We start from the raw sequence: 21,552 nt of genomic DNA, 5'->3' as shown, positions 1-21,552 counted from the left end.
TCAGTGTTCGATGCTGGCGTTGAAGTGGGCCAGGCCCCGGGCGAACGCGGCCAGCTCCTCCGGGGTCCAGTCCTTCAGGACCGTGGCGAGCCCATGGATCCGGTACTCGCGCTCCCCAGCGACCCGCCGCAGCCCCTCCTCGGTGATGCGGAGCTTGCGGGCCATCCCGCCCTCGGGGTCGGGGATGCGCTCGGCGAGCCCGTCGCGGAGCAGGACGGCGGTCTGCCGGTTGACGGTGGAGGTGTCCAAGCTGAACGCCTGCGCGAGCTGGCCGATCGACATCGGCCCCTCGGCCTCCAGCCGGCTGAGCAGGATGTAGCTGCTGCCACGCTCCAGCCGTCGTTCCGAAGCAGGCGCGGCCGACGACGCCAGCTCCTTATATCGGCCGATGAGCATGAGCTCACGCTCGATGTCAACGATCTCCTCGCGCATGATTACCTCCCCACGGCGGTCAGAATATCCCTCTATATGGTGATGTGTAGGATACATACCATATGCATCGTGCATATAATTCTGCGAGATACGGGAGAACTCATGAGTTCAACGCGTGCCGCACCGTCCAGTGGAGCGATCATCAGCGTCCTGGCGGCGGCGGGCATCACGGTCTCGCTGATGCAGACCCTGATGGTGCCGCTGATCGCGACCCTGCCGACCCTCCTGCACACCACGGCCGCCAACGCCTTCTGGGCCATCACCGCGACCCTCCTGGCCGGCGCGGTCGCCATGCCCGTCTCGGGGCGGCTCGGCGACCTGTACGGCAAGCGCCGCGTCATGATCGTCAGCGCGGTCCTGCTGGCCGTCGGCTCCCTGGTGTGCGCCCCCGCCAACTCGCTGGCCCCCATGGTGATCGGCCGCGCGCTGCAGGGACTCGGGATGGGCGTGATCCCGCTGGGCATCGCCATCATGCGGGACGTGCTGCCGCCGCAGCGGCTCGGCTCGGCCATCGGCCTGATGAGCTCCTCGCTCGGCGTGGGCGGAGCGCTCGGCCTGCCCGCCGCCGCGTTCGTCGCCCAGTACGTGAGCTGGCACGCGCTGTTCTGGGGAGCCGCCGCGCTCGGCGTGCTGATGAGCGTGCTGATCTTCATGATCGTGCCGGAGTCGCCGGTCAAGTCGCCGGGACGCTTCGACTTCGTGGGGGCGGCGGGGCTGGCGGCCGGTCTGGCCCTGTTCCTGCTGCCGGTCTCCAAGGGCAGCGACTGGGGCTGGACGAGCGGCACCACGCTCGGCATGTTCGCCGCCTCGGCGGTGATCCTGCTGCTGTGGGGCTGGTGGGAGCTGCGCGTGTCCGCGCCCCTGATCGACCTGCGCACCAGCGCGCGCCGTCAGGTGCTGCTGACCAACCTGGCCTCCATCGTCATCGGCTTCGGCATGTACGCGATGTCGCTGATCACGCCGCAGCTCCTGCAACTGCCCGAGGCCACCGGGTACGGCCTGGGCCGGTCGATGGTCGAGGCCGGGCTGTGGATGGCCCCGGCCGGGCTGGTCATGATGGCGATCTCGCCGGTGGCCGCCCGCCTGTCGGGGGCTCGCGGGCCCAAGACGTCCCTGCTGCTCGGGACGCTCATCATCGCCTCCGGCTACCTCCTGGCCCTCGTCCTGATGGGGCACGCGTGGGGTGTCCTCGTCTTCTCGTCCGTGGTCAGCGCCGGGATCGGCTTCGCGTACGCGGCCATGCCGTCCATCATCATGAGCGCCGTGCCGCGTACCGAGACGGCCGCCGCCAACGGGCTCAACAGCCTGATGCGCTCGATCGGCACGTCCTGTGCCAGTGCCGTGCTCGGGGCGGTGCTGGCCAACCTGACGGTCACGTTCGGGTCCGTGACGCTGCCGTCCGAGGCCGGGTTCCGCACCGGCTTCCTCATCGGCGGCGGGGTCGCCATGGTGGCGGCGCTCATCGTCCTGACCATCCCCGGTCGCCGCGCCGCGCAGCCGCAGCCGGCCGGCCTGCCCGCCGACACCGACCAGCAGGTCCGCACCCGCTGATCCACGTGGGGTGGCAGGCCGCCACCCCACGCGGGTTACGTCGTGCCCAGCCGGCCGCGGCGCAGGCGGGCGGCCTTGGCCATGTTCCAGCCCAGCACCGCCGTGACCACGCCGTCGAGCCGGTAGAGGGCGACGAAGCGGTTCTGCTCGGGGTCGCCCTCGACCACGCTCACCTCCGCCTCGGGCGACGGCAGCCCGTGGACCTGGAGCTTGACGTCGTACTGGTCGGTCCAGAAGTACGGGACGGGCGTGTAGGCCAGGTTCTCGCCGAGGATGTTGGCGGCCACGACCTGGGCCTGCTCGACGGCGTTGGTCCGGTTCTCCAGCCGCAGCCGCCGGCCGAGCCCCTCGTGCTGCCAGGAGGCCACGTCGCCCACCGCGTAGACGCCGTCGCCGGCGCGGCAGCGGGAGTCGCACTCCACGCCGTCGCGCAGAGTCAGCCCGCTGTCGCCGAGCCACCCGGTCGCGGGGCGGGAGCCGATCGCCACCACCACCGCGTCGGCGGGCAGCAGCTCGCCGGACGCCAGGCGTACCCCGGTCACCCGGCCGCTCTCGGAGGCCAGGCCCTGGACCCCGACGCCGAGCCGCAGCCGGACGCCGTGCTCGGCGTGCTTCCTGGTGAGCAGCGCGGCGGCCGGGTCGCCGAGCTGGTCGGCCAGGACCGCGCGGCCGAGGCCGACGAGGGTGACGTCCAGGCCGAGGCCGCGTGCGGTGGCGGCCACCTCCGCCCCCAGCACCCCTTCGCCCACGACGACGAGGCGCGGTCCTTCGAGCAGGTGGGCGCGGAGCGCGAGCGCGTCGTCCAGGGTGCGCAGCACGTGCACGCCTGCCAGCCCGTCCTGGCCCGGCAGCCGGGACGGGGTCAGCCCGGTGGCCAGCACGACGGCCTGCGCGCGCAGGGTCCGCCCGGAGGCGGCGGACACCTCCCGCGCCTCGGGGTCCAGCCGCACCGCGGGGTCGCCGAGGATGAACGTCGCGCCCAGCTTGTCCAGCTCGGTCTCGGCCCGCAGGTGCGCCCGCTGGCTCTCCCACGTGCCGGCCAGCACCTGCTTGGACAGCGGCGGGCGATCGTAGGGCGGGTGCGGCTCGGCGCCCAGGACGGTCAGGCCGCCCTGGTGGCCCTTGCGGCGCAGCGCCTCCGCGACGGCCAGGCCGCCGGCGGAGGCGCCCACGATCAGGACGTCCGTCAAGACTGCCCGTCCAGGGTGATCGCGGCGGCCGGGCAGACGGCGGCCGCCTCGCGTACGGCGGCGTGCAGGGGCTCGGCCGGCGACGGGTCCAGCAGGATCACGATGCCGTCGTCCTCACCCTGGTCGAACACCTCGGGGGCGATCAGCACGCAGCTGCCTGCCCCGCAACATTTGTCCGTGTCGACGGTGACGTTCATCAGAGGGTTCCTTTCGGTTCTACCAGCGCCGCAGGTCGCCGACGACGAGCCCTTCGCGGCGCTTCAGCTCCTCGGCGGTCAGGCCGCCGACCAGCCGCCGTCAACCGGGACGATCGCGCCGTTGACGAACGAGGCGGCGTCCGAGGCGAGGAAGAGCGCGGCGTCGGCCATCTGCTCCGGCTGGGCCAGCCGCTCGCCGAGGGCGAGCACGGGGCTGAGCCGGGCGGCGCCGGTGGGGTCGAAGGAGGCGTTCGTGGCGATGTTGGTCATGGTGGGGCCGGGCAGGATGGCGTTGCAGCGGATGCCGTCCTTGGCGTGCGCCCAGGCCACGCTGCGAGTGAGGCCGACCACGCCGTGCTTGGACGCGGTGTAGGCGGCGCCGGCCGCCCCGCCCCGGATGCCGGCCTCCGAGGCGGTGTTGACGATCGCGCCGGAGCCCTGGCGCAGCATGTGCGGCAGCACCGCGTGGGTGACCAGGAACGTGCCGGTCAGGTTCACCCGCAGGACCCGCTCCCAGAGCTCGACCGGGATGTCGGCGGGCAGCGCCATCGTGTCCATGATCCCGGCGTTGTTGCACAGCACGTCGATGCGGCCGTACGCGCCGATCGCCGCCTCGGTCAGCGCGGCCACCGACGCCTCGTCGGAGATGTCGGCGGAGACCGCGACGGCCGCCTCGCCGATCTCCTCGGCGGTCCGCCCGGCCGACTCCTTGTCGATGTCGCAGGCCACGACGCGGGCGCCCGCCTTGGCGAACGCCACGGCCATCGCCCGGCCGATTCCGGACCCCGCACCTGTGATCAGGGCGACGCGATCGTCGAATGTGCTCAAGAGCCCGTCCTTTCGCCAGCCGTCCTCCGGCCCGCCATGCTTGCGGCACGGTAACCGGACGATGTTGTCCGGTTGCTACGATACCCGCTGTGCCGGAGTCACGTCGACCGAACAGAGGACCGAGCGCCGCAGCCGAGAACCGGGCGGCGCTGGTCGCGGCCGCCCGTGAGGTGTTCGCCAGCGCCGGATTCAACGCGCCGCTGAGCACGGTCGCCCGCGCCGCCGGGGTCGGGCAGGGCAGCCTCTACCGGCACTTCCCCGACCGGATCAGCCTCGCGATGGCCGTCTTCGAGGACGGCGTCACGGAGTTGGAGGCGCTGGCGGCCCGGCCCGGCACCACGCTCGACGACCTGCTGGCGCTGCTGACCGAGCAGGCCATCGCCTCGACCGCGTTCATCGAGCTGGTCAGCACGCGGCCGAGCGAGCCCGATCCCCGCATCATCGACGTACGCGATCGCGTGGCGGGAGTCCTGGCGGGTGTGCTCGGCGACGCCCGGCGCGCGGGAGACGTCCGTGACGGCGTCTCGGCCGACGACCTGGTGCTGGCCATCGGCATGCTCGCCGGGGTCCTGGCCAAGACCCCGGCACCCGACCGGCGCGCCACCGCCGACCGGGTGTGGGCGCTGCTGCGCGAGGGCATCGCGCCCTGAGCGAGCCCGCGCCCGTCGCCGGGAGGGGTCACCGGCTGACCGCCCGCTTGTACAGGCGCGTGGCCAGCGGCACGAACACCACCAGGATCAGCACCGACCAGGACAGCGACACCGCCACCGCGTGCTGCAGCGGCCAGGCCTGCGGGCGGGTCGCGGCCGCGTTGCCGAACAGCTCGCGGGCGGCCTGGATCACGGTGGAGACGGGGTTCCACTCGGCGACGGCCCTGAGCGGCCCCGGCAGGCGGCCGGTGTCGACGAAGGCGTTGGACAGGAAGACCAGCGGCATCGACACGATGGTGGCGATGTTGTTGAACACCTCGGGCGTGCGCAGGGCCAGCGCCACCGCCGCCGTCACCCAGGAGAAGGCGTACGCGAAGAACAGCAGCAGCAGGAGGCCCAGCGCGGCCTCCAGCGGCGAGGTGTGGATGCGCCAGCCGACGGCCAGGCCCACCAGCGCCATCACGACGATGCTGGTCACGTTCATGAGCGCGTCGCAGACGGTCTGGCCGACCAGCACCGCCGAGGGCGCCATCGGCAGCGTGCGGAACCGGTCGAAGATGCCCTTCTGCAGGTCCTGGGTGAGGGTGTAGCCGGTGATCTGCGCGCTGGTGACGATGGTCTGGACGAAGATGCCCGGGATCATGTACTCGCGATAGGACATGCCCGGCAGCTCGATCATGCTGCCGAAGACGTACGCGAACAGCAGCACGAACACGATCGGCAGGATGACCGCGCCGCCGAGCAGGTCCGGGGCCCGTCTGATCTTGAGCGCGTTGCGCTTGGTGATCGTCACGCCGTCGGCGAGCGCGATCTGCAGGGCGTTCATCGGGCGGACTCCTTCTCGGCGGTGACCTCGTGGCCGGTGAGGGTGAGGAAGACGTCGTCCAGGGTCGGGCGGCGCAGCCCGGCGTCGCGGACCGTGACGCGTTCGGCGGCCAGCAGGCCGAGCGCGGTGGTGAGCGCGGCGGTGCCGCCGGTGACCGGGACTGTCACGTGCAGCGCGGTGGGGTCGATCCGCACCTCGCCGAAGGAGGCCAGGGCGTGCCGCGCGGCCGCCAGATCGCCGGCGCCGGCCACGGTCAGCTCGATCCGGTCGCCGCCGACCTGGTCCTTCAGCTCGTCGGCGGTGCCGAGCGCGATCACGTGACCGTGGTCGACCACCGCGATCCGATCGGCGAGGCGGTCGGCCTCCTCCAGGTACTGGGTGGTGAGCAGCACGGTCGTGCCGCCCGCGACGAGCTCGGAGATGACGTCCCACAGGCCCGCGCGGGCCCGGGGGTCCAGGCCGGTGGTGGGCTCGTCGAGGAAGAGCACGGGCGGGTCGGCCACCAGCGCGCCGGCCAGGTCGAGCCGGCGCCGCATGCCACCGGAGTAGCCCCGCACCGGGCGGTCGGCCGCGCCGGTCAGGTCGAAGCGTTCCAGCAGTTCCCGGGCGCGCTGCCTGCTGCGCCCGGCGCCCAGGTGGTAGAGGCGGCCGACCATCTCCAGGTTCTCGGCGCCGGTCATGTGGTCGTCGACCGCCGCGTACTGGCCGGACGCGCCGATGCGCGAGCGCAGCCGGTCGGCCTGCGTGACGACGTCCAGGCCGGCGACGGTGGCGTGTCCGGCGTCCGGTCTCACCAGGGTGGTCAGGATCCGTACCGTCGTGGTCTTTCCTGCGCCGTTGGGGCCGAGCAGGCCGAGCACCATGCCCTCGGGGACGGACAGGTCCATCCCGTCGAGGGCGACGACGTCGCCGTACTTCTTGACCAGGCCCTCGGCGTGAATGGCGGGGGGCATCGCGGGATTTCTCCTTTTATTGGGAGGTTAACCATGATTTATGGGCATGACGGGATGGCGGACGGTCGCCCGCCCGCTTCGATCAGCGGGTGCTAGATGTCCAGGTCCTCGACGGCGGGCCGCTCGGCCAGGTCGGCGATCAGGTCGTAGAACTCGTCAGGGATCTTGCCGCGCAGCTCCTCGACCGTGTCGAAGACGTCCAGCGTGGCCGCGCCCTGCACGAAGCCCCATCTCGTCTCGCCCAGGCCGAGGTAGCCGCGCCAGGTGCTCACCCAGTCGTCGGACTCCGAGCCGCTCACCCAGTCGGGCGAGCGGTCGACGTGCAGGACGAACTTGCCCTTGCGCGAGCGGTACACCCGGAACATCTCCACCCGCCCGCTGCGGCTGGTGCGGCCCCACTCGCCGAGCAGCACGCCGGAGAAGCGCTGCTTGCGCCCGGCGCCCTGGCCGACCTGCACGATGATCTCTTCGTAGCCCTCCTGGCGGCCCTCCTCCATCTCGACGTAGCGCCGCAGCGCCACGCTGATGGCGGTCGACAGCTTGCCGCCGGCGAGCTCCTGCGCCCGCTGGAAGATCGGCAGATCCTCGTCCGACACGTAGATCGTTTTGTTCGGCATCGTCTCACCCTCATCCCGTATACGTATGAGTCTACGTATACGGGACGAGGATGGCAACGGGGCTCTCAGTCGCGGTCGTCGACGGTGCCGTAGGAGGAGGCCCTGAAGAGGAAGGAGGCCCAGGACCGGTAGGGCCGCCACGCCTCGGCCAGCTTCCGGTACGCGCTCGGCGGCGCGTCCTCCGGCAGGCCGTACGCCTCGCGAAGGATCGCGAACAGGCGCGGCTCGTCGCCGGGGAACGCGTCCGGCGCGCCCGCGCCGCGGATAAGGATCAGCCCCGCGGAGAACGGCCCCACGCCGGGCAGCGCGCGCAGCTCGGCCAGGGCATCCTGCGGGTCGAGCGCGCGCAGGTGCTCGGTGGTGAGCACGCCGTCGAGCGCCGCCCGCGCCAGGCCGCGCAGCCACTCCTCCTTCTGCGCCGGCAGCCCCAGGCCACCGGCCTCCAGCAGCGACACGGGCGGGGGGAAGGCCGGGTGCTCCTGCCCGTCGACGGTGACCTTCGCGCCGTACCGCTCCGCGATGCGCTGCTTGATCCGCGAGGCGATGAGCATCGACGAACGCTGCACGATCACCGCCCAGCACGCGGCCTCCCACGGGCTCCAGAAGCACACCGGCCGCAGGCCGGGGCTGCGCCGCTGCAGGTCGCCGAGCACCGGGTCGGCCTCGCCGAGCTTGGCGAAGCCGGTGCCGTCGACGTCGAGGGACAGGATCCGCGCCACCTCGCCCCGGATCCCCGGCCCGGCGGGCCGCGTCGTGGCCACGGCGACCCCGCCCGGCGCGCCCGTCACGGTGACGCCGATCGGCAGCCAGTCGGATTCCGCGCTGTAGGCGAAGCGCATCGCCCGCCCGTCGGAGGGCAGCGCGCTGGTGGCCGGCCAGTCCTCGATGAAGCGCAGCGAGGCGTCGAAGTCGAACGGGCCCTCGGCGGCGAGCGTGAATCCGTGCGTGGTCATGCGCGAATAGTAGGCGCCGGCAAGGACGGTCACGCGCCGGAGCGGCCGCATGACAAGCGTCCGCGCCAGGCGGCCGGCCGTCGGGCCAAGCGGGACGGCCGGCCGCGGTGCTCAGCCGATCGGGCGGGGGAGGCGGATCGTCAGGATGCGGCTGGGGATGCCGGTGTCCACCAGGCGGCCGTTCGCGTCGAAGGTGCCGACGCCGAAGTCGTTGTCGTTGGCGATGGCGATGGTCCTCGGGTCGAGCACCGCGACACCCTCGATCTTGCCGGGCAGCCCGTCGATCGCCGCCAGGTCCACGGTCAGCGACTTGGCCGCCACGGTGACGTCCGCGGGAAGGGAAGCCTCCAGCGACGGCGTGGTCGCCGGGTCGTCGTGGCGGCCGCCGAGGAGGTCGGTCGCCTTGCGGAGGTCGACGGTGTAGAGGCGGGCCACGGCATCGGTGCGCTCCTGGAGCAGCAGGCGGCCGGGCTTCAGCACGCTGAGCGCGGAGATCTTCATGTCGCCCTGCTCGGCGGCCGGGTCGAAGGTGGCGACGTCCTCCATCTTGTGGGCCCACTCGCCGGTGGGCCGCCCGGTCCGCAGGTCCACCCGCAGGATGCGGGCGATGCTGGAGGCCTTGCCGGTCTTCTTGTCGGGGTTGGCCAGCGGGCTCTGCACGGCCAGGTAGAGGGCGCGCTCGGAGGGCGAGACGCCGAGCGCCTCGATGCCGCGGTTCTGCTGGCGACTGGCGAAGATGGCGGGCAGCGTCTCGCGTACGGGGTAGCCGGCTCCGGTCAGGCCGAGCCCCTTGGGCACGTACCGGGTCAGGATCCGCCCGTCGCCGGCCACGTGCAGGAGCGAGGGGGAGTACTCGTCCACCAGCCAGAAGCCGCCGCGCCCGTCCGTGACGATGTCCTCGGTGTCCAGCCCGTTCGGGTCGTAGGGGAGCGTGGTCAGGCCGTCCCAGGTGTAGGGGGCCTCGTCGTGGCCGGACTGGTTGGACAGGCCGGTGATCGGCGTGCCGTCGGACTTCTTCAGCGGGATGCTGCGCACGATGCGCGCCGTGCCGTGCCGGACGGCCACGCGCACGATCGCGGGCGCGAACTCCGGCACCGGGAACGTGCGCCGCTTCTCGCCGTTGACCTTCGGCTCGCCGTTCGGGCCGCGGTCGGTCACCATCCAGTACTCGCCGTCGCGCCCGGCGGGGTACAGGCCGCTGCCGACACCGCCCAGCTTGACCCCTCGGGAGTCCTGGACGATTCCGGGCTCGAACGCGGCCAGGTCCGGCGCGGGCAGCGTCACGTCGGACAGGATCCGCGGCTCCTTCACGGGGGAGGCGGCGGCGGGCGCGGCGAGTGAGCCGGCAAGCGCCGTGCCGATGGCGAGTGCGGCGACAAGGTGACGAGACATGGCGCTTCCCTTAGGGGCAAATGTGCTGATTCGGGGTGGAACCTACAGAGGTTCGATGTCCAGCCGCCGAAGCGCACATGAACGCGCGTTGACGTCACCGCACGGCAATCTCAGGCGCCGTCGCGTGACGGCGCCTGGGCGCGCGGTGGGTCAGACCCGGACCAGGGAGGCGCAGGCGGCCGCCGCCGCGTCCGCGTCACCGATCACGACGGCTCGGGCGAGAGCCGTCAGGCGCTCGCCCGAGACCCGGGCGTCGTCCAGCGGCGCGGCCTCCGAGAGCAGGTCGTCGAGATCGGCCAGCAGGCTCGCCCCCGCGAGCCTGCGCACGCAGGGCCAGGTGTCGGAGAAGCGCACCGGCCGGCCGTCGGCGTCGAGCAGGGCGAGCCGGAGGCTGCGGTCGGGATGCGCCGCCGCGCTGCGCGCCAGCCCCGCCATGATCGCCTCCCGTGCCCGCGCGAGCTCCATCGGGTCGCGCTCGGCCAGCGATAACGCCGGATCCAGCGGTGACTCCTGCCGGGTCTCCTGCAGCGCCGGCGCGAGCACCACGGCGCCGTTGCCGTGCTGGACCTCGACCATGCCCTGGACCTCGAGCGCCACCAGGGCGCGGCTCAGGGTCGCCCGGCTGACGCCGAGCTCGGCCGCCAGGCGACGCTCGGGCGGCAGGCGGTCGCCGGGGGAGAGCCCCTGAGCCTCGATGAAGCGCGCGATGTGGTCGGCCAGCTGCACGTAGAGGCGGGGACGCTCCATCCGCTCGGGAACCGCGGCGGTCTGCGGGCGCTTCTTGGTCACGGGGGACAGTCTATTGACATCCGGCGCAGTGGCGCAGAGGCTAGGCCAATCCGGAAATACGCACGTAACCGGAGAGTCACCTGACCCGAGGAGTCGCCGATGTCAGCGGAAGTCGTTGCGTTGGTTGTGTTGGTGTTGGTGTTCCTGATAGCCACCGTCCGGTCCATCAACATGGGGGCGCTGGCGCTCGTGGCGGCTTTCGTCGTGGGCACCGCGGTGTTCGGCGTGGAGGTGTCGGACGTCCTCGGCGGCTTCCCGGCCAACCTGTTCGTCATCCTGGTCGGCGTCACGTACCTGTTCGCGCTGGCCAGGAACAACGGCACCGTCGACTGGATCGTGCACCGGGCCGTGGTCGCGGTACGCGGGCGCGTCGCGCTGATGCCGTGGGTGATGTTCGTGGTGTGCGCCGCGATCACGGCGATCGGCGCCGCCAGCCCGGCCGCGGTGGCCATCGTGGCCCCGGTGGCCATGGGCTTCGCCGCCCGCTACCGGATCAACCCGGTCATGATGGGCCTGATGGTGGTGCAGGGCGCCACCGGCGGAAGCTTCTCGCCGATCGGCATCTTCGGCGCGATCACCAACGGCGTCGTGGACAAGAGCCACCTTGCGGGCAACCCGGCCGTGCTGTTCTTCAGCGCGATGGGCGCCTGCGCGCTGATCAGCCTGGTCGGCTTCCTCACCCTGGGCGGCACGAAGCTGCTGCAGCGCGACCGCGAGACGCCGAAGCAGCAGGTCGCGACCCTCGCGCGCGCAGGCGCCGCCACCGGATCCGCGGGTGACCCCGCCGCTGCCCCCGACCCCGCCGACGACGCCCTGCCCCGCCTCGACGCGCAGCGCTCCCTCACGCTGGTCGGCCTGCTCGTGCTCGCCGTGGGCGCGCTCGTCTTCGACCTCGACATCGGCTTCCTCGCCCTGGCGGTGGCGGTCGCGCTCACGCTGATCTTCCCCTCCGCGGCCCGCGGCACCGTCGACAAGATCAGCTGGGGTACGGTGCTCCTCGTCGGCGGCATCGTCACCTACGTCTCCCTGCTGGAGGACCAGGGCACGGTGAAGTGGCTCGGCGACGGGGTCGCCCACGTCGGCGCCCCGCTCGTGGCCGCGTTCCTGATCTGCCTCATCGGCGCCGTGGTCTCCGCCTTCGCCTCGACGACCGGCATCCTCGGGGCACTCATCCCGCTCGCCGTGCCGTTCCTGCAGACCGGTCAGGTCGGCGCCGTCGGGCTGGTCACGGCGCTGGCGATCTCCTCCTCGGTGGTCGACTGCAGCCCGTTCTCGACCAACGGGGCCCTGGTCGTCGCGAACGCGGACGTGTCCGAACGCGACAACGTCTTCAAGCGCCTGATGACCTGGGGCATGACCATCATGGTGGTCGCGCCGGTGCTGTGCTGGGTGATCCTCGTCGTGCCGGGGAGCCTGTCATGAGCGGCCCGCTCGCGGGTTACGTCGTCGTCGACCTGACCAGGGCGCTGGCCGGGCCGCACGCCGCGATGATGCTCGGCGACCTGGGCGCGCGGGTGATCAAGGTGGAGCAGCCCGGGAGCGGCGACGACACCCGGGGCTGGGGCCCGCCCTTCGCCGGCTCCGAGTCCACGTACTTCCTGTCGTGCAACCGCAACAAGCAGTCGATCGCCCTGGACCTGAAGGACGAGGACGGCCGGGCCACCCTCGAGGCCCTGATCCGCAAGGCGGACGTGCTGCTGGAGAACTTCCGCGCCGGCGTGCTCGACCGGCTCGGCTTCACCACCGCGCGCCTGCTCGAACTCAACCCGCGGCTGGTCGTGCTGTCCATCACCGGGTTCGGCCACGACGGGCCGGAGGCCGGGCGGGCCGGCTACGACCAGATCGCGCAGGGCGAGGCCGGGCTGATGTCGCTCACCGGGTCCGGACCCGACGACCCGCAGCGGGTCGGCGTGCCGATCGGCGACCTGCTGGCCGGCATGTACGGCGCGTACGGCGTGGTCTCCGCGCTGCTCGAACGCGAGCGGACCGGCCGTGGCCAGGTCGTGCGCACCTCGCTGCTGGCCGGGATCGTCGGGGTGCACGCCTTCCAGGGCACCCGCTGGACCGTGGCCGGCGAGGTCGGGCGCGCCCAGGGCAACCACCACCCCTCCATCGCCCCGTACGGGCTGTTCCGGTGCGGGGACGGCCACGTGCAGATCGCGGTGGGCAGCGAGGGACTGTGGCAGCGCTTCTGCGCCGAGTTCGGCCTGGACCCGCGGGAGCCCGGCCTGGCGACGAACGCGGAGCGGGTGGCCGCGGGCCGGCGGCTGGTCGAGCTGATCGAGGCCGCCTTCACCCCCTTCGGCGCGGACGAACTGCTGCGCCGGCTGGCCGCCGCGGGCGTGCCCGCCGGCCGGGTGCGCAGCCTGGACGAGGTGTACGACTGGCCGCAGACCAGGTCGCAGGGCCTGCTCATCGACGTCGAGCACGCGGGCATCGGCGGGATCACGCTGCCCGGCCCGCCTCTGCGGTTCTTCGACCCGGCCGGGCCGGAAGGCGAGGTCGAGATCACCCGGACCGACCACGCCGCGCCTCCCGTGCTGAATGCCGACGAGGAGGAGATCCGCTCGTGGCTGGCCGGATGACCGCGCTCGAACTCGTCGAACTCGCGCTCGACGACGGCTCCTTCCGCAGCTGGGACCGGCCGCTCGGGCCGGTGGAGGACGCCGACGTGACCGCCGCCAGGCAGCGGACGGGCCTGGACGAGGCGGTGATCACGGGGGAGGGGCTGCTGCACGGCCGCCGGGTGGCCGTCGTCGCCTGCGAGTTCGGGTTCCTCGCCGGGTCCATCGGGGTCGCCGCCGCCGAACGCCTGGTGTCGGCCGTGGAGCGGGCGACCGCCGAGCGGCTGCCGCTGCTCGCCGCGCCCGCCTCGGGCGGCACGAGGATGCAGGAGGGCACGGTGGCGTTCCTGCAGATGGTGAAGATCTCGGCCGCGGTCACGCAGCACAAGGCCGCGGGCCTGCCGTACCTGGTCTACCTGCGCGATCCCACCCTCGGCGGTGTGCTCGCCTCGTGGGGCTCGCTCGGCCACGTCACGGCCGCCGAACCCGGCGCGATGATCGGCTTCCTCGGCCCGCGCGTCTACCGGTCCCTGTACGGCGAGCCGTTCCCGGAGGGCGTCCAGGTCGCCGAGAACCTGTACCGGCACGGCCTGGTCGACGCCGTGCTGCCGCCGCAGGCGCTGGCCGCGATCGCCGACCGCGCGCTGCGCATCCTGCTCGCGCCACCGGTGGAGCCGCCCCTGGGTGAGATGCCGCCGTCCGAGCCGCTGCCGGACGTGCCCGCGTGGGAGTCGATCATCCGCTCCAGGCGGGCCGACCGGCCCGGCGTCCGGCAGTTGCTCCGCTACGCCGCCTCGGACGTCCTGCCGCTGAACGGGACCGGCGAGGGAGAGCAGGACCCGGGGCTGTACCTGGCGCTGGCCCGCTTCGGCGGCGTCTCGTGCGTGCTGCTCGGCCAGGACCGCCGCACCCAGACCGACGTGGGGCCGATGGGCCCGGCGGCCCTGCGCGCGGCCCGGCGCGGCTTCCGCCTGGCGCACGAGCTGAACCTGCCGCTCGTCACCGTCATCGACACCCCCGGCGCGGCGCTCAGCCCCGAGGCGGAGGAGGGCGGGCTGGCCGGCGAGATCGCCCGATGCCTGTCCGAGCTCGTCACCCTTGAGGCGCCGACGCTGTCGATCCTGCTCGGCCAGGGCTGCGGCGGCGGCGCGCTCGCGCTGATCCCGTGCGACCGGGTGCTCGTCGCCCAGCACGGCTGGCTGTCCCCGCTGCCGCCCGAGGGCGCCAGCGCCATCGTGCACCGCGACGTCGAGCACGCCCCGGAGCTGGCGGCCGCGCAGGGTGTGCGCTCCGCCGACCTGGTCGCCGACGGCATCGCCGACCGGGTCGTCCCCGAGCGCCCGGACGCGGCCGACGAACCGGAGGCGTTCTGCCGCCGCGTCGGGCGCGAACTGGAGCGGGAGCTTGCCGCGATGCTGCCCCGCCGCCGCCCCGACCTGCTCACCGAACGGCTCCGGCGCTACCGCGCCCTCGGCACCACCCGCGACCGGGCCCAGGCGGCCGGCTAGAAGCCTCGGCTGCCTGTTTAGGCGTCTCTGCGCAGTGCCCATTCGACGCCCGGACAGCGGTCCATGACGACGTCGAGGCCGGCGCTCAGCGCGCGTTCGGCGGCCGCCTCGTCGATGACGCCGAGCGGGAGCCAGATCGCCTTGGCCCCTGCCGCGATCGCCTCGTCCACCGACTCCCCCGCCAGCTCGGCGCGCCGGTAAACGGCGACCACGTCCAGCGGGTCCGGCACCTCGGCCAGCGACGCGTACCCGGGCTCGCCCAGCACGGTCTCGGCGGCCGGATGGACGGGAATGACCCGTCTGCCCCGAGCCTGGAGCAGCCGGGCCTGGTCATAGGCCGTGCGCTCCGGATTGTCGCTCAGGCCCACGAAGGCCCAGTGCCGCGCCCCGTGAAGCAGGCGCTTGATGACGTCGCCGTCGGCGAAGCGGTCTCCCATGCTCGGCACCAACACGGCACGCCCGCCGGAACTTCCCGCATTCATCTTCCGCTCAGCGGTTGCCGCGCTTTCGACACCGTCGACCGCCGCATATGGTCCAGAGCGTTGAAGAGCGCTCTCGCGACCGGCCTTTCTGTCCGCGTGCTGGCGAAAGCCACGCCCGTTCCACAGAGGTAGAGCATGAGATCTTCTCTCGTTTTCGTCGCGCTGGCCCTCGCCGCCGCGCTGGTCGGCGGCGCGGGTAGCGCCCAGGCGGTCGCCGACCCGCTGCTGTCCCAGGGCAAGCCCGTCACCGCGTCGTCCGCCGAGAACGCCGGCACGCCCGCCTCGGCGGCCGTGGACGGCAACGCCGCCACCCGCTGGTCGAGCGCCTTCGGCGACCCGCAGTGGCTGCGGGTCGACCTCGGCGGCACCGCCGCCATCAGCCAGGTGGTGCTCAGCTGGGAGTCCGCGTACGGCAGGGCGTTCCAGATCCAGACCTCCGCCGACGGCCTGACCTGGACCACCGTCTACGCGACCGGCACCGGCACCGGCGGGACGCAGACCCTCGCCGTGACCGGGAACGGGCGGTACGTACGGATGTACGGCACCGCCCGCGGCACGGCCTACGGCTACTCGCTGTTCGAGTTCCAGGTCTACGGCACGATGGGCGGCACCACGCCGCCTCCAGGGGGCACCATCCCCGACCCGACCACCCAGTCGCTGGAGGCGACCACCGGCCCGCTGGCCACCGCGACCTACACCGTCCCCAACCCCAGCGGCTACAAGGCGGGCACGATCACGTACCCGACGGCCGGCGGCTCGTATCCGGGCATCGTGCTCATGCCGGGCTACCAGGGCACCCAGCAGAACCTGAGCTGGCTCGGCCCGCGCCTGGCGTCCTGGGGCTTCGTCGTCCTCAACGTCGACACCAACACGCTGTCCGACAGCCCCGACCAGCGGGGCACCCAGATCAGGGCGGCCGGTACCCAGTTGCTCAACCTCGGCAACGCCACCGGCAACCCCATCTCGGGCAAGCTGAACGGCGTGCTCGGCGCCGCGGGCCACTCCATGGGCGGCGGCGGCACGATGGTGGCGCTGCGCGACGACGCCCGGTTCAGGGCGGGCGTGCCGTTGGCGCCCTACCACCAGAGCGGGAGCTTCGCCGGGGTCGCCAAGCCGACCTTCTTCCTGACCTGCGCGAGCGACGTCGCCGCGCCCGGCGGCACGTACGCCAGGCCCTGGTACAACAGCATGACGCAGGCCGAGAAGCTGTACATCGAGGTCCCCGGCGACCACCTCTGCCCGATGACCGGCTACGGCAACAAGGCCAAGCAGGGCAAGTGGATCGTGTCGTTCTTCAGCCGCTGGCTGCGCGACGACGCCCGCTTCACCCCGTTCCTGTGCGGCAGCGTGCGTGACGCCGACCGGAACAACACCTCGCTGGTGACCCAGTGGACGGACACCTGCCCGTTCTGAACGACGTGACCCGGGCACGGCTCCCGAGAGGGGGCCGTGCCCGGCCCGGGCTAATTGAGCGCCGAGTGGCGCCGGCTGTAGGCGAAGTAGACGACCAGCCCGATCAGGAACCAGACGGCGAAGCGCAGCCACGTCACCGGGCTCAGGAACGTGATCAGCCAGATCGAGAAGAGCGCCCCGACGCCCGGCACCACCGGCATCCCCGGCAGGCGGAACTGGCGCGGCAGGTCGGGCTGCCGGTAGCGGAGCACGATCACCGCCACGCACACGACCACGAACGCCAGCAGGATCCCGATGTTCGTCAGCTCGGCCGCCTCCCGGATGGGCAGGAACCCGGCGATCAACGCCGACGCGACGCCCACGATCCAGGTGACCCGCGTGGGCACCCGGCGCACCGGGTGCAGCTTGGCGAACCAGTGCGGCAGCAGCCCGTCCCGGCTCATCGAGAACCAGACCCGGGTGACGCCGAGCATGAACGTGAACATGACCGTGAGGATGCCCACCACGGCGCCCGCCGCGATCAGGGACGCGAGCCCGGGCAGCCCGACGGAGGCGAACGCCGAGGAGAAGCCGCTCTCGGGATCGATCTCCCGGTAGTTCTGCATGCCGGTGAGCACGAGCGTGGCCAGCACGTACAGGACCATGGAGATGGCCAGCGAGTAGATGATCGCCTTCGGCATGTGCCGCTGCGCGTCCCGTGACTCCTCGGCCGCGGTGCTCATCGCGTCGTAGCCGAACACCGCGAAGAACACGGTGGCGGCACCGGTGATCGCCCCGCTGACCCCGAACGGGAAGAACGGCGTGTAGTTGTACGGGTTGATATAGAAGAAGCCGACCACGATCACCAGCAGCACGACGGCGACCTTGATGCCCACCACGGACGTCTCGAACCTGGCCGCGGCGCGGATCCCGAGATTCAGCAGGAAGGCGATGAACAGGCACAGGATGGCCGCGAACAGGTCCACCACGTGCCCCGTGCCGGTGCCGGGCGCGCCGAGCATCCACGCGGGCAGCGTGAAGCCGAGCTGCTCCACGAGGAAGCCGAAGTAGCCGGAGATGCCGATGGCCACGACCGCGACGATGGCGGTGTACTCCAGCAGCAAATCCCAGCCGATGCACCAGCCGACGATCTCCCCGAGGACCGCGTACCCGTAGGTGTAGGCGGACCCGGCCTTCGGGATCAGGCCTGCGAACTCGGCGTACGAGAACGCGGCGGCGGCGCTGGCGATCCCCGCGATGAGGAACGAGACGAGCACGGCCGGCCCCGCGGTCTGGTTGGCGACCGCGCCGGCCAGGGCGAAGATGCCCGCGCCGATGATGCCGCCCACGCCGATGGCGGTGAGCTGCCACAACCCGAGCGACCTGGCCAGCTCGCCCTCGTGCTCGGTGGCGATGAGCTCCACCGGTTTGCGTCTGAAGACGCCTCCTGAAGTTGTCATGACGCCCCCGATGCGACTATGTGCGTCCGTCCGGCCCACCAGGGCCGTCCCTATGCGAATGAGCCCTGGTGGGCGGGGTCACGGGCGCCACGTGCCGCCCGTCCGCGAGGTGCTGCTGCAGCTCGACATGCCGGAACTGGTAGTACGGCCCTTCCGTGCGCAGCAGGCCCAGCCGGTGGGCGTCGTCCAGGAAGTCCATCGCCCGCAGCGGCAGGCTCCCCCGGGTGGCCAGGCGGGGGATCGTCAGCTTGTAGGCCAGCCAGGCGTGGTGGCGGCCCAGGACGAGCCCGAACAGCAGCCCCAGCACCAGGCCGACCAGGATCGACATGTCCGGGGGGATCCCCGAGTACAGCAGGACGCCCGCGGTGGCGAGCCCGACCACGAGCCCGCCGATGATCCGGATGGCGGTCAGGTTCCGGTCGGCCTGCCAGGTCGAGCGCGGGGATCTGGCCGTCAGGTCGGCGGTGGGGCTCTCGACCCAGCGGATCAGGCTGAGCAGGGCGACGAACCCGACGAAGGACAGCAGCCCGATCTGCACCGAGGATCTCAGGGCGAAGACCGGCTTCCCGCTCGCGTAGGCCATGAGCCAGCCGACGATGGCCCCCAGGGCTCCGACGATCAGCCCGTCCCGGAGGGCGGGAAGGAGCTCGGCGAGCCTGCCGCGCAGGTGGAAGTCGGCGTGGCCCGGCGACTCGGTGAACCAGGAGCCGATCAGGGTCTCGGCCACGAGCGCGGAGAACAGGCCGGCCATCGCGCTGAAGAAGAGCGACTTCGTCAGCAGCCCGAAGGCCAGCCCGACCACGACCCCGATCACGGCGGCGGCCCCGAACCGGACCGTGCGGCTGGAGGTGTAGCGGGCCAGGTGCCACCACGCGACGTCGCGCGGGTCCTCCTCGTTGCGTTCGAGCTGGCGGGACAGGTACGTGAGCCAGCGGTCGACCTGCTCCGGTGTCCAGGCATGCTGGGGCCGGAAGGGCTGCGGCGGGCCCTCGGCGGGCGTACGCGTGCTCACCAGCGCCGGGATGAGCTGGTCGCACAGATGGTCGTGCAACGTCGCCGCGCTGCCGCGCCCGAGCGCCAGCAGCGGCATCGGATCCATCCGCGGCGCGATGTAGGTGGCGCGGACCAGCCAGAGCCCCAGAGACGTCGAGGTGACCTCGGCCAATGCGGGGACGGTGCTTTTGCGCAGCTCCTCCAGGACCTGGGGCCAGACGGAGTGGGGCACCGGCGGCAGGCACGCCTCCAGGTAGTCGGCCGACGCGGCGGGGGACATGGGCTGTGGCTCGATGACCGCCGCCGCCGTGAGGGCGTCGCCGATCTCCTCGACGGACTCGGCGAACTGATCGGTACGGCAGGTGAGGATGAGCTGGTCGGTCTCGTACATCGACCGGTTCAGCGCGGTCAGCATGTCCGCGCGGGCGGTGTCGGGCAGCTCGTCCAGGCCGTCGATGACGGGCAGCACCTCGCCCCGGGCCACGAGCGTCTCCGGCATGTCCGTGCCGAGGCCCTCCGCGCGCAGCGCCGGATAGTCCAGCGCCAGGCTCGCGGCCAGCCAGTCCTGCAGCCGCCCATAGAGGCGGTCGTCCCAGCGCGCGGCCGACAGCAGCACCGGGACGGGCTCCTCCGGCTCCCGCGTGCGCAGCAGTTCGAGGACGAGCTGCACGGCCAGGGTGGTCTTGCCGGTGCCCGGGCCGCCCAGAATGACCAGCCGGCGGCAGCGCAGGGCGCGGAAGTTACGTGCCATGTCCGCGATGTGCACGTCCAGGCCGGGGAAGGCCACGGTGCCCTTGGCGATGATCTCGGGACGGTCGGCGAGCTCGCGGCGCTCGGTCGAGTGCCACGGCAGCGGCATGGGCTCGGGATCGCACAGCGAGCGCAGGACCGTCTCGTCGCGCCACTGCTGGGTCACCAGCCCGGAGAGGACGTCCTTCGCGGTGGCGACGTCGGCCGAGGTGGGGGCGGCGGTGGCCGCGCCGCGCTTGCGCCACCAGGTCAGGAACTGCACCAGGCCGTTGCCCAGCCCTATCGCGCCCGTCACCGCCGCGATGATCTGAGCGGATCCGGCCGTGATCCCCCAGTCCTTCGGCAATCGGGTGGCCACGGTCAGGATCATGGTGGCCAGGGCCAGGAGCAGAACGCCGAGCACCACCGACATCTTGGCCTGGCGATTCTGCCAATATCGTGCGCCCATAAATCCAGTATGTGCGGATAAAGAGGCTGGTAATTCTCCACGCAAGGTCGATAAAGCGGAAAAACCATTCACCTCATTGATGGGGGCCGCCAATCCTGTGGCAGCGTTTCGGAAACCCGTCCGGCCGCGACGGCCAGCCCCCTGCGGCCGGGCAGGACGAGGTTGCCGTCGGTGACCAGCATGAACCGCTCCAGCTCCGGCACGATCACGTGCACGGCGGTGATCCCGCAGGGGAGGACGCGCACCATGCGGTGGTAGGCCGGGTGGCCCCGCGCGGCCAGCGTCGCGGCCACCTTCCGCAGCTGGGCGCCGGGAGTCCCGGCCGCCGCGGCGGCCTGCGGAAAGGGGACCACCTGAGCCTCTCGCAGGGCGTCGGTGAGGTCGAAGCGCCCGCACGCGTGCAGCGCGGGGTGCGCCGCCAGCCCGGCCAGATCGCCGCGTATGGCTCCGGAGTGCGGCAGACCCTCGCCGAGCGTGGCCTGGACGAGTTCCGTGAGCGCCCGCCAGGCGGCGTACGCCGGGTCCAGCGAGGTGCCGCCGCCGCGCCGGTGCGGACGGCGGTCGGCCGGAGCCGTGTACGCCAGCATCGTCGGCACGCCGAGGTCGCTGGTGATGTCCAGCAGGTGCACCGGTGACCCGGTCAGCTCCTCCGCCGTCGCGTAGGCCCGCGCGAGGCCGTGCGGAAGCGTCCCCGGGTCGATCAGCCTGAGCCGGAAGCCGTCCCCGCCCAGGAAGGCGCGTACGAGGAGCAGCGAAAGGGCGTCCCGCTCCACGGCCTCGTTGAGGGCGTGCAGCAGCGCCTCGGCGGCGGTGATGCCGACGGCCGAGCCGCTGTTGCAGCTGTAGCGCATCAGGTCGGCGTAGTCGCAGTCGTCCCCGGCCAGCTCGCGCAGCGGCGCGGCGCCGGTCTCGGCGTACCAGGGGGCCGACAGGAACAGCGGCACCAGCGCGTCGGCGCGCCTGTGGGGGAGGGGTGGCCCGTCGAGGAGGCGATAGCGCAGGCAGGCCATCCGCCGGCCGGGCGTCCCGGTCAGCAGCAGCGCGCAGGCGTCCCCGCGCAGCGGGCCCGTGGCGAGGGCGGCGGGCGCGACGGGCCGTACGGCGGCGGGGTCGAACCCGGCCGGGCCGGTGAGGTAGTGCTCGACGGCCTCGAACAGAGCGCCCACGCGGGCCTCGTCCGGGCGTCCTTTGCCCATCCCGCACGCGACCGGCGAGAGGTCCCCCGCGCCGCCGAGCAGGCGGCACCACCAGGCGGTCGGGTCGCGGCCGTCGCCCGCGTCCACGAGCTCCGCCCGCAGGCCGAGCGCGGTCAGTGCCGCGGACGCCCGCCTCCCGGCCTCGTCCAGCGGCACCGCTCGTTCCGCCGCGCAGAACGGCCGCCCCGCCCGTCGCGGGGATTTCGGAAATCGACGCGGCCTACCTTCTGCCATCGCCGGTCGTGGCGGACAGCAGCTCGCCCAGCCGGTCGAGTTCGGCCTGGGTCAGGTGCTGGGTCGCGCGATCCAGCGACTCGGTCACGATATAGTCCACGACATTTCCCATGAGCCTCCCCCTTCCTTTCCGCCTTAATTGTAGCG

The 21,552-nt window shown here is 72.4% G+C and carries 20 protein-coding genes; 6 read left to right on the top strand and 14 right to left on the bottom strand.

Annotation, left to right across the window (positions count from 1 at the left end):
* Nucleotides 1–432, bottom strand: coding sequence for a MarR family transcriptional regulator (locus ABZX61_RS60850; protein WP_350740953.1), 432 nt, complete (start codon nt 430–432; stop codon nt 1–3).
* A gap of 102 nt (nt 433–534) precedes the next feature.
* On the opposite strand from ABZX61_RS60850, the gene ABZX61_RS60845 reads away from it, so the two are divergent.
* Nucleotides 535–1,983 carry an MFS transporter gene (locus ABZX61_RS60845; RefSeq protein WP_355211145.1) on the top strand — a complete coding sequence of 483 codons (1,449 nt, stop codon included), beginning with the start codon at nt 535–537 and terminating at the stop codon, nt 1,981–1,983.
* Between the two features lie 35 nt (nt 1,984–2,018).
* Here the strand turns inward: ABZX61_RS60845 and ABZX61_RS60840 are convergent, their stop codons facing one another.
* From ABZX61_RS60840 to ABZX61_RS60830, 3 genes are all read right to left on the bottom strand, one after another.
* Nucleotides 2,019–3,173: an FAD-dependent oxidoreductase gene (locus ABZX61_RS60840; protein ID WP_355211142.1), complete on the bottom strand. Its 1,155-nt coding sequence runs from the start codon at nt 3,171–3,173 to the stop codon at nt 2,019–2,021.
* Nucleotides 3,170–3,370 carry a ferredoxin gene (locus tag ABZX61_RS60835; protein WP_350740959.1) on the bottom strand — a complete coding sequence of 67 codons (201 nt, stop codon included), beginning with the start codon at nt 3,368–3,370 and terminating at the stop codon, nt 3,170–3,172. The genes ABZX61_RS60840 and ABZX61_RS60835 overlap by 4 nt, the downstream gene beginning before the upstream one ends.
* Nucleotides 3,371–3,448: 78 nt before the next feature.
* Nucleotides 3,449–4,198 carry a glucose 1-dehydrogenase gene (locus tag ABZX61_RS60830; protein WP_355211140.1) on the bottom strand — a complete coding sequence of 250 codons (750 nt, stop codon included), beginning with the start codon at nt 4,196–4,198 and terminating at the stop codon, nt 3,449–3,451.
* A gap of 89 nt (nt 4,199–4,287) precedes the next feature.
* On the opposite strand from ABZX61_RS60830, the gene ABZX61_RS60825 reads away from it, so the two are divergent.
* A complete protein-coding gene (locus tag ABZX61_RS60825; protein WP_350740962.1) occupies nt 4,288–4,848 on the top strand; it encodes a helix-turn-helix domain-containing protein in 561 nt (186 codons plus the stop codon).
* A gap of 28 nt (nt 4,849–4,876) precedes the next feature.
* On the opposite strand, the gene ABZX61_RS60820 is transcribed toward ABZX61_RS60825, so the two are convergent.
* The 6 genes from ABZX61_RS60820 to ABZX61_RS60795 form a co-directional block, all read right to left on the bottom strand.
* Nucleotides 4,877–5,674, bottom strand: coding sequence for an ABC transporter permease (locus tag ABZX61_RS60820; RefSeq protein WP_355211137.1), 798 nt, complete (start codon nt 5,672–5,674; stop codon nt 4,877–4,879).
* The gene (locus ABZX61_RS60815; RefSeq protein ID WP_355211134.1) at nt 5,671–6,627 is read right to left on the bottom strand and encodes an ATP-binding cassette domain-containing protein; all 957 of its coding nucleotides are present in this window, start codon (nt 6,625–6,627) and stop codon (nt 5,671–5,673) included. Before ABZX61_RS60815 ends, ABZX61_RS60820 begins: the two co-directional genes overlap by 4 nt.
* A gap of 92 nt (nt 6,628–6,719) precedes the next feature.
* The gene (locus ABZX61_RS60810; protein ID WP_185072484.1) at nt 6,720–7,244 is read right to left on the bottom strand and encodes an EXLDI protein; all 525 of its coding nucleotides are present in this window, start codon (nt 7,242–7,244) and stop codon (nt 6,720–6,722) included.
* A 65-nt stretch (nt 7,245–7,309) separates the two neighbouring features.
* Entirely contained in the window at nt 7,310–8,197 is an 888-nt protein-coding gene (locus ABZX61_RS60805) for a hypothetical protein (protein WP_355211131.1), read from the bottom strand.
* Nucleotides 8,198–8,308: 111 nt separating this feature from the next.
* Nucleotides 8,309–9,589: an esterase-like activity of phytase family protein gene (locus ABZX61_RS60800; RefSeq protein WP_355211129.1), complete on the bottom strand. Its 1,281-nt coding sequence runs from the start codon at nt 9,587–9,589 to the stop codon at nt 8,309–8,311.
* Nucleotides 9,590–9,739: 150 nt separating this feature from the next.
* Entirely contained in the window at nt 9,740–10,378 is a 639-nt protein-coding gene (locus tag ABZX61_RS60795; protein WP_355211126.1) for a GntR family transcriptional regulator, read from the bottom strand.
* Between the two features lie 99 nt (nt 10,379–10,477).
* Between ABZX61_RS60795 and ABZX61_RS60790 the strand changes: the two genes are divergently transcribed.
* The 3 genes from ABZX61_RS60790 to ABZX61_RS60780 are packed head-to-tail and all read left to right on the top strand — an operon-like array spanning nt 10,478 to nt 14,450.
* On the top strand, nt 10,478–11,800 hold the full coding sequence (locus ABZX61_RS60790) for an SLC13 family permease (RefSeq protein WP_355211123.1): 1,323 nt from the start codon (nt 10,478–10,480) through the stop codon (nt 11,798–11,800).
* Complete coding sequence (locus ABZX61_RS60785; protein ID WP_355211120.1) at nt 11,797–12,963, top strand: CoA transferase; 1,167 nt, start codon at nt 11,797–11,799, stop codon at nt 12,961–12,963. Before ABZX61_RS60790 ends, ABZX61_RS60785 begins: the two co-directional genes overlap by 4 nt.
* Complete coding sequence (locus ABZX61_RS60780; protein ID WP_355211117.1) at nt 12,948–14,450, top strand: carboxyl transferase domain-containing protein; 1,503 nt, start codon at nt 12,948–12,950, stop codon at nt 14,448–14,450. Before ABZX61_RS60785 ends, ABZX61_RS60780 begins: the two co-directional genes overlap by 16 nt.
* Before the next feature lie 17 nt (nt 14,451–14,467).
* Here ABZX61_RS60780 and ABZX61_RS60775 read toward each other — a convergent pair whose 3' ends face one another.
* Entirely contained in the window at nt 14,468–14,887 is a 420-nt protein-coding gene (locus ABZX61_RS60775; RefSeq protein ID WP_350740982.1) for a CoA-binding protein, read from the bottom strand.
* Between the two features lie 180 nt (nt 14,888–15,067).
* Between ABZX61_RS60775 and ABZX61_RS60770 the strand changes: the two genes are divergently transcribed.
* Complete coding sequence (locus tag ABZX61_RS60770) at nt 15,068–16,345, top strand: discoidin domain-containing protein (RefSeq protein WP_355211114.1); 1,278 nt, start codon at nt 15,068–15,070, stop codon at nt 16,343–16,345.
* A gap of 50 nt (nt 16,346–16,395) precedes the next feature.
* Here the strand turns inward: ABZX61_RS60770 and ABZX61_RS60765 are convergent, their stop codons facing one another.
* From ABZX61_RS60765 to ABZX61_RS60755, 3 genes are all read right to left on the bottom strand, one after another.
* Nucleotides 16,396–17,784 (bottom strand): amino acid permease, encoded by a 1,389-nt coding sequence (locus ABZX61_RS60765; RefSeq protein ID WP_355211111.1) that lies wholly within the window; start codon nt 17,782–17,784, stop codon nt 16,396–16,398.
* Nucleotides 17,785–17,800: 16 nt separating this feature from the next.
* Entirely contained in the window at nt 17,801–19,975 is a 2,175-nt protein-coding gene (locus tag ABZX61_RS60760; RefSeq protein ID WP_355211109.1) for an NACHT domain-containing protein, read from the bottom strand.
* A 68-nt stretch (nt 19,976–20,043) separates the two neighbouring features.
* Entirely contained in the window at nt 20,044–21,327 is a 1,284-nt protein-coding gene (locus ABZX61_RS60755; RefSeq protein ID WP_355211106.1) for a YcaO-like family protein, read from the bottom strand.
* Nucleotides 21,328–21,552: the final 225 nt, after the last annotated feature.

This window comes from Nonomuraea sp. NPDC003709, from assembly GCF_040610775.1.
GTDB classification, from domain to species: domain Bacteria; phylum Actinomycetota; class Actinomycetes; order Streptosporangiales; family Streptosporangiaceae; genus Nonomuraea; species Nonomuraea angiospora_A.
The sequence above is the reverse complement of the archived record's forward strand: the minus strand, read 5'-3'. Positions and strand labels throughout refer to the sequence as shown.

Bases quoted from the DNA above. Each gene is read 5' to 3' on its own strand.
- ABZX61_RS60850 (WP_350740953.1), bottom strand. From the start codon at position 432: ATGCGCGAGGAGATCGTTGACATCGAGCGTGAGCTCATGCTCATCGGC.
- ABZX61_RS60845 (WP_355211145.1), top strand. From the start codon at position 535: ATGAGTTCAACGCGTGCCGCACCGTCCAGTGGAGCGATCATCAGCGTC.
- ABZX61_RS60835 (WP_350740959.1), bottom strand. From the start codon at position 3,370: ATGAACGTCACCGTCGACACGGACAAATGTTGCGGGGCAGGCAGCTGC.
- ABZX61_RS60820 (WP_355211137.1), bottom strand. From the start codon at position 5,674: ATGAACGCCCTGCAGATCGCGCTCGCCGACGGCGTGACGATCACCAAG.
- ABZX61_RS60815 (WP_355211134.1), bottom strand. From the start codon at position 6,627: ATGCCCCCCGCCATTCACGCCGAGGGCCTGGTCAAGAAGTACGGCGAC.
- ABZX61_RS60810 (WP_185072484.1), bottom strand. From the start codon at position 7,244: ATGCCGAACAAAACGATCTACGTGTCGGACGAGGATCTGCCGATCTTC.
- ABZX61_RS60805 (WP_355211131.1), bottom strand. From the start codon at position 8,197: ATGACCACGCACGGATTCACGCTCGCCGCCGAGGGCCCGTTCGACTTC.
- ABZX61_RS60800 (WP_355211129.1), bottom strand. From the start codon at position 9,589: ATGTCTCGTCACCTTGTCGCCGCACTCGCCATCGGCACGGCGCTTGCC.
- ABZX61_RS60790 (WP_355211123.1), top strand. From the start codon at position 10,478: ATGTCAGCGGAAGTCGTTGCGTTGGTTGTGTTGGTGTTGGTGTTCCTG.
- ABZX61_RS60785 (WP_355211120.1), top strand. From the start codon at position 11,797: ATGAGCGGCCCGCTCGCGGGTTACGTCGTCGTCGACCTGACCAGGGCG.
- ABZX61_RS60775 (WP_350740982.1), bottom strand. From the start codon at position 14,887: ATGGGAGACCGCTTCGCCGACGGCGACGTCATCAAGCGCCTGCTTCAC.
- ABZX61_RS60770 (WP_355211114.1), top strand. From the start codon at position 15,068: ATGAGATCTTCTCTCGTTTTCGTCGCGCTGGCCCTCGCCGCCGCGCTG.
- ABZX61_RS60765 (WP_355211111.1), bottom strand. From the start codon at position 17,784: ATGACAACTTCAGGAGGCGTCTTCAGACGCAAACCGGTGGAGCTCATC.
- ABZX61_RS60760 (WP_355211109.1), bottom strand. From the start codon at position 19,975: ATGGGCGCACGATATTGGCAGAATCGCCAGGCCAAGATGTCGGTGGTG.